Annotated in this window: 13 protein-coding genes; 10 read left to right on the top strand and 3 right to left on the bottom strand. The window is 55.6% G+C overall.

Features of this window, described 5'->3' with window-relative positions:
* Positions 1 to 218 precede the first annotated feature (218 nt).
* Positions 219 to 1247, bottom strand: a complete 1029-nt coding sequence (gene rsmC / locus LDK53_RS11045; protein WP_059386286.1) for a 16S rRNA (guanine(1207)-N(2))-methyltransferase RsmC — start codon at positions 1245 to 1247, stop codon at positions 219 to 221.
* Positions 1248 to 1349: 102 nt separating this feature from the next.
* Here rsmC and LDK53_RS11050 point away from each other — a divergent pair, with 102 nt between their 5' ends.
* The 8 genes from LDK53_RS11050 (at position 1350) to LDK53_RS11085 (ending at position 7711) form a co-directional block, all read left to right on the top strand.
* Positions 1350 to 1763, top strand: a complete 414-nt coding sequence (locus LDK53_RS11050) for a DNA polymerase III subunit psi (protein ID WP_025757479.1) — start codon at positions 1350 to 1352, stop codon at positions 1761 to 1763.
* Positions 1732 to 2175 (top strand): ribosomal protein S18-alanine N-acetyltransferase, encoded by a 444-nt coding sequence (gene rimI / locus LDK53_RS11055; RefSeq protein WP_025757481.1) that lies wholly within the window; start codon positions 1732 to 1734, stop codon positions 2173 to 2175. The genes LDK53_RS11050 and rimI overlap by 32 nt, the downstream gene beginning before the upstream one ends.
* Before the next feature lie 19 nt (positions 2176 to 2194).
* Positions 2195 to 2872 carry a pyrimidine 5'-nucleotidase gene (gene yjjG, locus LDK53_RS11060; protein ID WP_025757483.1) on the top strand — a complete coding sequence of 226 codons (678 nt, stop codon included), beginning with the start codon at positions 2195 to 2197 and terminating at the stop codon, positions 2870 to 2872.
* Positions 2873 to 2963: 91 nt separating this feature from the next.
* Entirely contained in the window at positions 2964 to 4553 is a 1590-nt protein-coding gene (gene prfC / locus LDK53_RS11065; protein WP_095441747.1) for a peptide chain release factor 3, read from the top strand.
* Between the two features lie 299 nt (positions 4554 to 4852).
* Positions 4853 to 5470, top strand: coding sequence for a molecular chaperone OsmY (gene osmY, locus LDK53_RS11070; RefSeq protein WP_045284843.1), 618 nt, complete (start codon positions 4853 to 4855; stop codon positions 5468 to 5470).
* A gap of 127 nt (positions 5471 to 5597) precedes the next feature.
* Positions 5598 to 5759: a DUF1328 domain-containing protein gene (locus tag LDK53_RS11075; protein WP_003856556.1), complete on the top strand. Its 162-nt coding sequence runs from the start codon at positions 5598 to 5600 to the stop codon at positions 5757 to 5759.
* A 120-nt stretch (positions 5760 to 5879) separates the two neighbouring features.
* Positions 5880 to 6932: a patatin family protein gene (locus LDK53_RS11080; RefSeq protein WP_045284842.1), complete on the top strand. Its 1053-nt coding sequence runs from the start codon at positions 5880 to 5882 to the stop codon at positions 6930 to 6932.
* A complete protein-coding gene (locus tag LDK53_RS11085) occupies positions 6929 to 7711 on the top strand; it encodes a TatD family hydrolase (RefSeq protein ID WP_225287217.1) in 783 nt (260 codons plus the stop codon). The genes LDK53_RS11080 and LDK53_RS11085 overlap by 4 nt, the downstream gene beginning before the upstream one ends.
* Here LDK53_RS11085 and LDK53_RS11090 read toward each other — a convergent pair.
* Together LDK53_RS11090 and LDK53_RS11095 are read right to left on the bottom strand one after the other, a co-directional pair.
* Positions 7706 to 8566 carry a YjjW family glycine radical enzyme activase gene (locus LDK53_RS11090; protein WP_225287218.1) on the bottom strand — a complete coding sequence of 287 codons (861 nt, stop codon included), beginning with the start codon at positions 8564 to 8566 and terminating at the stop codon, positions 7706 to 7708. The two genes, LDK53_RS11085 and LDK53_RS11090, sit on opposite strands and share 6 nt — an antisense overlap.
* Positions 8541 to 10088: a YjjI family glycine radical enzyme gene (locus LDK53_RS11095; protein ID WP_225287219.1), complete on the bottom strand. Its 1548-nt coding sequence runs from the start codon at positions 10086 to 10088 to the stop codon at positions 8541 to 8543. The genes LDK53_RS11090 and LDK53_RS11095 overlap by 26 nt, the downstream gene beginning before the upstream one ends.
* A gap of 262 nt (positions 10089 to 10350) precedes the next feature.
* Here LDK53_RS11095 and deoC point away from each other — a divergent pair, with 262 nt between their 5' ends.
* The gene (gene deoC, locus LDK53_RS11100) at positions 10351 to 11130 is read left to right on the top strand and encodes a deoxyribose-phosphate aldolase (RefSeq protein ID WP_032672469.1); all 780 of its coding nucleotides are present in this window, start codon (positions 10351 to 10353) and stop codon (positions 11128 to 11130) included.
* Positions 11131 to 11231: 101 nt separating this feature from the next.
* Positions 11232 to 12554 carry a thymidine phosphorylase gene (deoA, locus tag LDK53_RS11105; protein ID WP_225287220.1) on the top strand — a complete coding sequence of 441 codons (1323 nt, stop codon included), beginning with the start codon at positions 11232 to 11234 and terminating at the stop codon, positions 12552 to 12554.
* The last annotated feature ends 20 nt before the right edge of the window (positions 12555 to 12574 follow it).

A 12574-nucleotide genomic window follows, 5' to 3' on the forward strand; every position in this document is an offset into this window, starting at 1 on the left:
ACACTAACACCTGAAGCTAGCGCGTCTACCAATTCCGCCACCTTCGCATACCATCGATACTGTAAAAGTATCGTAACCACGGAGGCGCATTCTAGATGTTTTCAGCTTTACGTCAACAGAAAAGTGCGCGTGATGCCTTGATTGATGCAAAAATGGCCGATAGGCGCGTCGTGTATGGCCGGATGGCGCTTTCGCTTATCCGGCCTGGAGGGGGGGGATTACTTTTTGGCCTGACGGGTCATCACGGTGCGGTAGACTTTAAAACGTCCCGTCTGGGCGATGACTTCGTGGAAGCCGAAGGTTTCATCCAGCACTTTCGGGTATGCCAGGAAAGCATTCGCGACGATACGCAATTCACCGCCGCTGTTGAGATGGCGCACTGCACCACGGATCAGCGTTTGCGCGGCTTCGAGGCTGGTCTCCATGCCGTCGTGGAACGGTGGGTTAGAGATGATCATATCAAAACGACCGGTGACATCAGAAAAGACGTTACTGGCAATCACGTCGCCTTCAATACCGTTAGCGGCAAGCGTTGCGCGGCTGGCCTCTACCGCCGGTGCGCTGACGTCACACAGGGTTAAACGGACTTTAGGAGAATGGCTGGCGAGCACGGTTGCCAGCACGCCCGCACCGCAGCCGACATCCAGCACTTTGCCTTTGGTATGCGGCGTGAGGGTGGAAAGCAGCAGCTTGCTGCCCGCATCCAGCGCGTCACGGCTGAACACGCCCGGCAGGGTTTTAATGGTCAAACCGTCAAGCGTATATTCGTCCCAGAATGTCGCGGCATCAAATGTTGCCTGTTTTTCCAGACGGCCATGGTACAGACCACAGCGGCGGGCGCTGTCGACTTTATTCAGCGGGGCATACTCTTCCAGCATCTGCTCTGCGCTTCTCACGCCGCTGCGGTTCTCACCGACGACGAAAATATCGCAGCCGACCGGCAGCAGGGAGAGCAGGTTCATCAACTGGAACTGGGCTTCCGGTTTGTTCTTCGGCCAGTAGTAGATCAGCGTATCGCAGTCGGCGATATCGTTCTGCTCTGCCACCAGGCTAAAGCGCGCGCGCTCGCCCATCTGGCGGCTCAGCACCTGCCAGTGATGGTAATATTGGGTATGGGCACGGCTTTCAGCACAGTCGAAACGCGCAGGCAGGTCATCCTGCATATCTCCGGCAAACAGAATACGGCTTTCTTCGAAATCATCACTGTGACGCAGCAAGACTTCACTTGCCGGGGTAAATGCAGACATGAATTGTTCCTCAATAAACTCAGGCGGGGATTATAGTAGGTAGATGGCGCAGTTTCGACACATTTGCTATATTTGCGCGCCTGAGAGATAGGAGTTTTCCCTATGACATCCCGACGAGACTGGCAGTTGCAGCAGCTGGGCATCACCCAGTGGGCTTTGCGTCGCCCGACGGCGTTGCAGGGCGAAATCGCCATCTCCATCCCGGCGCACGTTCGCCTGGTGATGGTGGCGGAAGAACTGCCTGCCCTGAATGAACCCCTGATCGGAGATGTCCTTCGCAGCCTGAAGCTGACGGCCGACCAGGTTTTACAGCTGACGCCAGAGCGGGTCGCTATGTTGCCTCCTGACAGCCGCTGTAACAGCTGGCGTATTGGAGAGGCAAATGCGATCCCGCTCCAGGGAAGCCAGATCTGCACGCCAGCGCTGGACGAACTGAAAGCCAACCCAAAAGCGCGAAGCGCGCTATGGCAACAAATCTGCGAATATGAACACGATTTCTTCCCTCACGACGCCTGACCTGACCACAGCGTTTGCGATTGAAACACGCGCCCATGCGTTTCCGTGGAGCGAAAAAACCTTCGCCAGTAATCAGGGCGAACGGTATCTCAACTACCGCCTGGACGTTGACGGCACCATGGCCGCCTTCGCGATTACGCAGGTTGTTCTGGATGAGGCGACGCTGTTTAATATCGCGGTTGATCCTGCGTTTCAGCGCCGTGGGCTGGGAAGAGAACTGCTTACGCACCTCATCCGTGAGCTTGAAACCCGTGACGTTTTCACCCTGTGGCTGGAGGTGCGAGCGTCGAATGTCGCCGCCATCGCGCTCTATGAAAGCTTAGGCTTTAACGAGGCGACAATCCGCCGTAACTACTACCCCACCGCAGAGGGACGTGAAGACGCCATTATTATGGCTCTGCCGATTGGATAACGAAAATAAGGTTGTAACGATGAAATGGGACTGGATTTTCTTTGACGCCGACGAAACGCTGTTTACGTTCGATTCGTTCGGGGGTCTACAGCGGATGTTTCTCGACTATAGCGTGACCTTCACCGCTGAGGATTTTCAGGACTATCAGGCGGTCAACAAACCGCTGTGGGTGGATTACCAGAACGGTGCCATCACCGCGTTACAGCTTCAGCACCAGCGCTTTGACGTCTGGGCAGAACGCTTAAATGTCAGTCCGGGAACGCTGAACGAGGCCTTCCTGAACGCTATGGCCGATATCTGTGCGCCACTGCCGGGTGCGGTGTCGTTGTTGAACGCACTGAAAGGCAAGGTAAAACTGGGGATCATCACCAACGGTTTTACCGCCCTGCAGCAGATCCGCCTTGAGCGTACCGGCCTGCGCGATCATTTCGACGCGCTGGTGATCTCGGAAGAGGTCGGCGTGCCGAAACCGGATCCGCGTATTTTCGATTATGCGCTGGCGCAGGCCGGCAACCCTGACCGCGATCGCGTCCTGATGGTGGGTGACACCGCAGAGTCAGATATTCTGGGCGGCATGAATGCCGGTCTGTCGACCGTCTGGCTTAACGCGCATGGCCGCGTGAAGCCTGAAGGCATCGAGCCGACCTGGACCGTGACGTCGTTGAACGAACTGGAGCAACTCCTGTGTAAACAATGATTGCCTGCCCCCTGTTGATGGGTAAAATAGCCGCAATTTTGTATTCCATGATGCGTGGCGTGCTGCCGCGCTTATATAAGAAGATTTGATTATGACGTTGTCTCCTTATCTGCAAGAGGTGGCCAAGCGCCGCACTTTTGCCATTATCTCGCACCCGGATGCCGGTAAAACGACCATCACCGAGAAGGTGTTACTGTTCGGACAGGCGATCCAGACTGCGGGTACCGTTAAAGGCCGTGGCTCCAGCCAGCATGCAAAATCTGACTGGATGGAGATGGAAAAGCAGCGTGGTATTTCGATTACCACCTCCGTGATGCAGTTCCCGTATCATGACTGCCTGGTGAACCTGCTGGATACCCCGGGCCACGAAGACTTCTCTGAAGATACTTACCGTACCCTGACAGCGGTGGACTGCTGTCTGATGGTCATCGACGCCGCGAAAGGGGTAGAAGACAGGACACGTAAGCTGATGGAAGTGACCCGTCTGCGCGATACGCCGATCCTCACCTTCATGAACAAACTCGACCGTGACATCCGTGACCCGATGGAACTGATGGATGAAGTGGAAAACGAGCTGAAAATCGCCTGTGCGCCAATCACCTGGCCCATTGGCTGCGGTAAGCTGTTCAAAGGGGTGTATCACCTCTACAAAGACGAAACTTACCTCTATCAGACCGGTAAAGGCCACACCATTCAGGAAGTGCGCATCGTGAAAGGTCTGGACAACCCGGATCTGGACGCAGCTGTTGGTGAAGAGCTGGCCGCGCAGCTGCGTGACGAGCTGGAGCTGGTGAAGGGCGCGTCTCACGAATTCGATAAAGATCTGTTCCTGAGCGGTGAAATCACCCCGGTCTTCTTCGGTACTGCGCTGGGTAACTTTGGCGTTGACCACATGCTCGATGGTCTGGTGGAGTGGGCGCCGCAACCGATGCCACGCAAAACCGATACCCGTGAAGTGGAAGCGAAAGAAGAGAAATTCACCGGCTTTGTCTTCAAAATTCAGGCCAACATGGACCCGAAACACCGCGACCGCGTGGCCTTTATGCGCGTGGTGTCCGGTAAATATGAAAAGGGCATGAAGCTGCGCCAGGTGCGTATCGGTAAAGATGTGGTGATCTCCGACGCGCTGACCTTTATGGCGGGCGACCGTTCGCACGTGGAAGAGGCGTATCCGGGCGACATTATCGGGCTGCACAACCATGGCACGATTCAGATCGGCGATACCTTCACCCAGGGCGAAATGATGAAGTTCACCGGTATTCCGAACTTCGCCCCGGAACTGTTCCGTCGTATTCGTCTGAAGGATCCGCTGAAACAGAAACAGCTGCTGAAAGGCCTGGTTCAGCTCTCCGAAGAGGGCGCGGTGCAGGTGTTCCGCCCCATTGCCAACAACGATCTGATCGTAGGGGCCGTGGGTGTACTGCAGTTCGACGTGGTTGTTGCGCGTCTGAAGAGCGAGTACAACGTGGAAGCGATTTATGAATCAGTGAACGTGGCGACCGCGCGCTGGGTTGAGTGTGCTGACGTGAAGAAATTCGAAGAATTTAAGCGTAAGAATGAAGTTCAGCTGGCGCTGGATGGCGGTGATAACCTGACCTATATCGCGCCAACCATGGTGAACCTCAACCTGACTCAGGAACGTTATCCTGACGTTCAGTTCCGCAAAACGCGCGAACACTAATCCCCTCTCAGAGCACGGCAGTCGCCGTGCTCTTCTTTAATTCCTGTCTTATTAATCCCTTGCGGAATGTTCTTAATTCACTGCATTTTCGCGCTTTTTGCACGTTTTTTACCCGAATCTGAAAGCGGCTCTGTGAGAGTGATCTATATTTAACTCAGTGTTTAGCACCGGGCGTGGATAAATTAACTGTTCAATGCATGACTTTAGGTTATCCATTTCGTCTGCGTGTTTATTCGCAATATATATAACTACTAAGGAAGTAAGTAGCCCGAATAACGGGTAAACACAGGAATAGATCGATGAATATGACAAGACTGAAGATTTCTAAAACTCTGCTGGCTGTAACACTGGGTAGCGTTCTGGTTAGCGGCTCCGCGCTGGCGGAAAGCAGCACCATGGATAAAGCACAGTCCACGGCGGATACCGCAGGGCAAAAAATCGATAGCTCTATGAATAAAGTCGGCAATTTCATGGATGACAGCTCAATCACAGCAAAAGTGAAAGCCGCACTGGTGGATGATGAAGCCATCAAGAGCACCGATATTTCCGTGAAGACCGACAAGAAAGTGGTCACGCTGAGCGGCTTTGTCGAAAGCCAGGCTCAGGCGGAACAGGCGGTGAAAGTGGCTAAGGGCGTCGAAGGTGTCGCCTCCGTTAGCGATAAACTGCACGTTCGTGACAGCAAAAACGCGTCGGTGAAAGGTTATGCCGGTGATGCTGCCACCACCAGCGAAATCAAAGCTAAACTTTTAGCAGATGACATCGTGCCATCCCGTAAGGTGAAAGTGGAAACCACCGATGGTGTGGTACAGCTTTCCGGTACGGTTGATTCTCAGGCGCAAATTGAACGCGCCGAATCTATTGCGAAAGCCATTGATGGTGTGAAAAGCGTTAAAAACGATCTGAAAGCGAAGTAAATCTGGACAATTCGCCCGTCTGGCTAAATCCGGCGGGCGAAATAAGAACGACTCTGGAAAAACGCCGGTGAGCGACCTGAGCGCTCACGTTTAGCGGCCGACATTAACTATGGTAAAGGAGAAGCTTATGTTTCGTTGGGGCATTATATTTCTGGTTATCGCGTTAATTGCCGCCGCATTGGGCTTTGGTGGTCTGGCAGGTACTGCAGCATGGGCAGCTAAAATTGTCTTCGTTGTCGGTATTATTCTGTTCCTGGTCAGCCTGTTTACGGGACGTCGACGTCCGTAGCAAACGCAATATTCTGTCAACAAAGAAAAGCCAGTCACTGCGACTGGCTTTTTCTTATTTGCGTTGCCGGCCGGGTGCGTTACTGTGGTGTTATAAAATAATCAAAACAGGAAAGCAGAGGTGGGGCAACGAATTCCCGTTACGCTCGGCAATATTGCGCCGCTGACGTTAAAGCCGTTTCGCGCAGGCCAACTCGCGCTCGTTTGCGAGGGAGGCGGACAGCGAGGTATTTTCACCGCTGGCGTGCTGGATGAATTTATGCGCGCGCAATTCAACCCGTTTGACCTGTACTTCGGCACGTCTGCCGGGGCGCAAAACCTCTCTGCTTATGTCTGTAACCAGCCTGGCTACGCGCGCAAGGTCATCATGCGCTACACCACGGCAAAAGAATTTTTTAATCCGCTGCGCTTTGTGCGCGGCGGTAACCTGATCGACCTCGACTGGCTGCTGGAGTCGACCTCCAGCCAGATGCCGCTGGCCATGGACACCGCCGCCCGCCTGTTTGATAGCGGTAAAGAATTCTGGATGTGCGCCAGCCGGGGGGATGACTATTCGCCGGGCTATTTTTCTCCTCAGAAGGAGAACTGGCTGGATATCATTCGCGCCTCCAGCGCCATTCCCGGTTTTTATCGTACCGGTGCGCTACTGGATGGCATTAGCTATCTGGACGGGGGCATCAGTGACGCAGTACCGGTGCAGGAAGCTGCCCGGCGCGGGGCGAAAACCATTGTGGTGATCCGTACCGTGCCATCGCAAATGTACTACACCCCGCAGTGGTTTAAGCGGATGGAGCGCTGGCTGGGTGACAGCAGTCTGCAGCCGCTGGTGAATATCGCGAAGCAGCATGAAACCACCTACGGCGCGATGCAGCGTTTCATTGAAAAACCGCCGGGTAAACTGCGTATTTTTGAAATTTATCCCCCTAAGCCGCTGCTGAGCATGGCGCTGGGCAGCCGCATTCCTGCGCTGCGCATGGATTACAAAACGGGTCGGCTATGCGGACGCTACTTCCTGGCGACGGTGGGAAAAATGCTGGCGGAGCAACCGCCCCTTCACCGGCATAAACGCATTATTACGCCGCCTGCGATAGTCGCCAACGACGCCCTGACGATGCCGCTGGTGGATATCCCGCAGGCGAATGACGCTTTATTAGATAACGAGGATCTGGCGTGACGCACCGCTTTGTTGATACCCACTGCCACTTCGATTTTCCGCCGTTTACAGGGGATGAAGCGCAAAGCATTGCGAAAGCCGCCGAGGCAGGCGTTCAGGCCATTATTGTGCCTTCAGTTGAAGCGGCTTATTTTTCCCGCGTGCTGGTGCTTTCCGCACAACACCCCGCGCTCTTTGCCGCGCTTGGCCTGCATCCGATCGTGATTGAGCGACATCTTGACGAGCATATTGAGAGGCTCGATGAGGTACTGCTGACCGCAGGAGACAAACTTGTCGCCATCGGTGAGATCGGCCTCGATCTTTACCGTGAGGATCCGCAGTTTGAGCGCCAGCAGACGATCCTCGACGCGCAGCTCAGGCTGGCGAAGCGTCACGATCTGCCGGTGATCCTCCACTCAAGACGCACGCACGATAAGCTGGCAATGCACCTGAAACGCATCGATCTACCGCGAAAAGGTGTTGTACACGGTTTCTCCGGCAGCCTGCAGCAGGCGCAGCGTTTTATTGAACTGGGCTATAAAATCGGCGTGGGCGGCACCATCACCTATCCACGGGCCAGTAAAACCCGCGACGTGATGACCCAGCTGCCCTTGTCGGCCCTGCTGCTGGAAACCGACGCACCGGATATGCCGCTGAACGGTTTTCAGGGGCAGCCGAATCGCCCCGAACAGGCGGCGCGCGTGTTTACCTCCCTTTGTGAACTGCGAAAAGAGCCTGAAGAGGTGATTGCCGATGCGCTGCTGGAGAATACGCGGTCAGTATTTGGCATCACGCTATAGATACAACGCCGGACGGATCACCGTTATCTTCTGTTTTTCCAGCGCCTGCGCCAGCGGTTCAACGTCCTCTGGCGTAGCGCTGCGCCAGGACGCCGCCTCACCGTAGACACCCTGCCCATGAAACGCGTTAATGCGCACTGGCACATTTCCAAGCCCATGGATAAACGTCGTCAGCGGCTTGAGCTGTTCCAGATAGTCACACTGCTCCGGAATGACCAGCAGACGGAGTTCCGTCAAACGATGACGTTCTGCCAGCCAGCGAATGCTTTGCTTGATCAGCGGGTTATCGCGCCCGGTCAGGAAGCGGTGGCGTTCGTTTCCCCACGCCTTGAGATCCAGCATCGCGCCATCCAGTACCGGCAGCAGCTTTTGCCAGCCGGTTTCACTTAACAGACCATTGCTGTCGACCAGGCAGGTGAGATGGCGCAGAGCAGGATCGGCTTTGATCGCGGCGAACAGCGTGACTAAAAAGGGTAATTGCGTCGTGGCTTCACCGCCGCTCACGGTGATGCCTTCAATAAATGGCGCTGCTTTGCGGATCTGCGCGAGGATCTCCTCCACGCTCAGGCGGTATGCCATGGGCGTCGCCTGCTGCTGGCACAGGTGCAGACAGGTATCGCACTGCTGACAGTGACTCTCCTGCCACCAGACGCGTCCGGCCTGAATGCTAAGGGCTTCATGAGGGCAGTGGGGAACGCAGTCTCCACAGTCGTTGCAGCGGCCGATCGTCCACGGATTGTGGCAGGTTTTGCAGCGCAGGTTGCAGCCCTGCAGGAACAGGGCCAGCCGGCTGCCTGGACCGTCCACGCAGGAAAAAGGAATGACCTGACTAACTAAAGCGCATCTGCTGTTCATGGCTTATCACGCGTGGCTGACGTTCCAGAATACGGGTATTGCGCGCGGCCTCTTCACCCAGCCACGTGGTATTGGTTCTCGAACCTGCTTCCCGGTATTTCTCCAGATCCGATAATCGCACCATATAGCCGGTCACGCGGACCAGATCGTTACCCGCGACGTTGGCCGTAAATTCCCGCATGCCCGCGTTGAACGCGCCGAGACAGAGTTGAGCCACCGCCTGGGGATTCCGTTTTACCGTCTCATCCAATGTCAGTATGTCGCTTATCCCGGAATGATAGTACTGGTGATGAGGAGCCACGGCCAGCAGGTGGCTGATGGGATCCGGCTCGTCACCGTAGGGCAGACGCGCGCCCGGCGTGGTACCCGAATCAGAGCTGATCCCCGACTGCGCATGCAGCATCGCGCGCTGCTTCCAGCCATGTTTCACCGGCGTATGTTCAACAAACGCCGCCAGCTGTTCACTGATGCGATAGCCCAGCGCGTTGGCCTGCTCATCTTTGCCATAACGCCCAGCGATACCTGCTTTTTCACAGAGCGCATTGACCGCTTCCGCCAGGCCGTACAGGCCAAACATGGGCACAAACCGATCGGCATCAATCAGCCCCTCTTTCACCAGGAAGCTATTCTCAAAGAAGCCGGGCTGTTGATACAGAAAATCGCAGCGGGCATCGATGATGGCGATCTGCTGCTGGCAGTAGTGGGGAAGCGTACGGGTGAAAAAATCGTCGAGGGAGGTGCTGTGTTCGGCAATGGCTTTGAGGTTGAGGCGCACCAGGGTACTGCCACCGCCAGCCAGCGGCAGGGAGTTGTAGCAACTCACGACACCGTAACGGCCTTTTGTGAAAATTTTATCATTCACCGGGCCATTCGAAATATGCGGTTTGCTGCATTCGCAAATGTTTTTAGCGACCGCAAGCAGCAGATCGTCTGGCGTGATCGCCGGGTCATAAATAAATGTCAGATTCGGTGCGACCTGCTTCAGTTCTGCATCGGCGCGTAAAACTGCGCGCGTGACGGGCGTATCTGCCGGGCCGATATTGGCGTGCATAAAGGCGTCGGGCAAGGTGCGGTCGAGGTAACGCCAGAAACGTTTTATTCGAATATCGATTTCGTCTTGTGTTAGAATTCTAACATACGGTTGCAGAAGTGCATCGAGATGGCCGAGATAGACCGGCATCGATGTGACGGACGGAACATGGTGGTAGAGGATGGTTAACAGCGAGAGGGCGTCATCAAGATCTTTCGCCCCCTCAAGCTCCAGCCACTCTGAACCGTTAGCCAGAAATGTTGCGTAATCCGGCAGAACATAACGAGGTTTGTAGGGCGCGTGGTCTTCGAACATGTCGCAGATAAACCCCTCGTCCAGCGCGGCTCGGGCAGCCTCTGGTAGTGCCGGATAAGGCAGATTATTTTCCGCTTCCAGCGCCAGAAAATGCCGTTTTTGTTCGGGGGTTAGCACCGGACTGGTCACAATGTGCTGGCAACGTTGTTGCAGGGCGTCGGGGCTGGCGTGGGACATGTTCGCTTCCTTCAATGTTCTGCGGATGGTGAACGGATTGTAGGAAGCCGGCCCGTCAGGGCTTTTGATCTGACAGGGGGAATCGCTGTTTTAGTCGACGATTTCCGTACTAAAGTTTGAAGAAGATCTCATTACAGTAATGCAAATTTGCACGCAATTTTCATTAACTGTGATGAATGTCGAAGTGTGGATGCGGGTAGATGTTAGAATACTCACAGACCCGCAAGGTAAAATTGATACGGCACTGCCGTTGGAGAATGTTATGACCGATTTAACTGCAAGCAGCCTGCGCGCGTTGAAACTGATGGACCTGACCACCCTGAACGATGACGACACCAATGAAAAAGTCATCGCCCTGTGCCATCAGGCGAAAACGCCCGTCGGTAACACTGCAGCCATCTGTATCTACCCGCGCTTTATCCCGATTGCCCGTAAAACGCTGAAAGAGCAGGGTACTCCGGACGTGCGCATTGCAACCGTGACTAACTTCCCGCACGGCAACGACGATATCGAGATTGCGCTGGCAGAGACCCGTGCGGCGATTGCTTACGGCGCAGACGAAGTTGACGTGGTCTTCCCGTACCGTGCGCTGATCGCCGGCAACGAGCAGGTGGGCTTTGACCTGGTGAAAGCCTGTAAAGAGGCCTGCGCGGCGGCAAACGTGCTGCTTAAGGTGATCATCGAAACCGGCGAGCTGAAAGAAGAGGCGTTGATCCGTAAAGCTTCTGAAATCTCCATCAAAGCCGGTGCCGATTTCATCAAAACCTCAACCGGTAAAGTGCCGGTAAACGCGACCCCGGAAAGCGCACGCATCATGATGGAAGTGATCCGCGATATGGGCGTGGAAAAAACCGTGGGCTTCAAACCGGCGGGCGGCGTGCGTACCGCTGAAGATGCACAGACATTCCTCGCCATTGCAGATGAACTGTTCGGGGCTGACTGGGCTGATTCCCGTCACTACCGCTTCGGCGCGTCAAGCCTGCTGGCCAGCCTGCTGAAAGCGCTGGGACACGGCGACGGCAAGAGCGCAAGCAGCTACTGAGTTTGAATTGCCGGGTGGCGCTACGCTTACCCGGCCTACCCGGATCGTGGTCGGGTAAACCGTACCCGCCACCCTTCACCCGATTCCTCATGGGGGTTACCGTGTTTCTCGCACAAGAAATTATTCGTAAAAAACGTGATGGTCATGCATTAAGCGACGAAGAGATTCGCTTCTTTATCAACGGCATTCGTGATAACACCATCTCTGAAGGGCAGATTGCGGCTCTGGCGATGACCATCTTCTTCCACGATATGTCGATGCCCGAGCGTGTCTCGCTGACCATGGCGATGCGAGATTCAGGAACCGTTCTGGACTGGAAGAGCCTCAATCTTAACGGCCCGATTGTCGACAAACACTCTACCGGCGGCGTAGGCGATGTGACGTCGCTGATGCTCGGCCCAATGGTAGCCGCCTGCGGTGGTTACATTCCGATGATCTCCGGACGCGGCCTGGGCCACACCGGCGGTACGCTCGACAAACTGGAAGCCATTCCGGGCTTCGATATCTTCCCGGATGACAATCGCTTCCGCGACATTATTAAAGACGTTGGTGTGGCGATTATCGGCCAGACCAGCTCACTTGCTCCGGCAGACAAACGTTTCTACGCCACCCGCGATATTACCGCGACCGTTGACTCCATCCCGCTGATCACTGCTTCTATCCTGGCGAAGAAACTGGCGGAAGGACTGGATGCGCTGGTGATGGACGTGAAGGTGGGCAGCGGTGCGTTTATGCCAACCTATGAACTCTCTGAAGCGCTGGCCGAAGCGATCGTTGGCGTCTCCAACGGCGCAGGCGTGCGCACCACCGCGCTCCTGACCGACATGAACCAGGTGCTGGCCTCCAGCGCCGGTAACGCCGTTGAAGTGCGTGAAGCGGTGCAGTTCCTGACGGGTGAATACCGTAACCCGCGCCTGTTCGACGTCACCATGGCGCTGTGCGTAGAGATGCTGATCTCCGGCAACCTCGCCAAAGACGAGGCCGAAGCGCGCGCGAAGCTGCAGGCGGTGCTGGACAACGGCAAAGCGGCGGAGATCTTCGGCCGCATGGTTGCGGCGCAGAAAGGCCCGACAGATTTCGTCGAAAACTATGCGAAGTACCTGCCAACCGCGACGCTCAGCAAAGCCGTGTATGCCGACAGTGAAGGGTTTGTCTCCGCCATGGACACCCGTGCGCTGGGTATGGCGGTGGTCTCGATGGGCGGCGGTCGTCGTCAGGCCTCAGACACCATTGATTACAGCGTTGGCTTTACCGATATGGCCCGCCTGGGCGACAGCGTTGACGGCCAACGTCCGCTGGCGGTGATCCACGCGAAAGATGAAGCCAGTTGGCAGGAAGCGGCGAAAGCGGTGAAAGCGGCCATTGTGCTTGATGACAAAGCGCCAGAAACCACACCGACGGTCTATCGCCGTATCACCGAATAGCGGTATACTGTTCTGATCGA

The sequence above is a fragment of the Enterobacter sp. K16B genome, assembly GCF_020216105.1.
GTDB classification, from domain to species: domain Bacteria; phylum Pseudomonadota; class Gammaproteobacteria; order Enterobacterales; family Enterobacteriaceae; genus Enterobacter; species Enterobacter sichuanensis.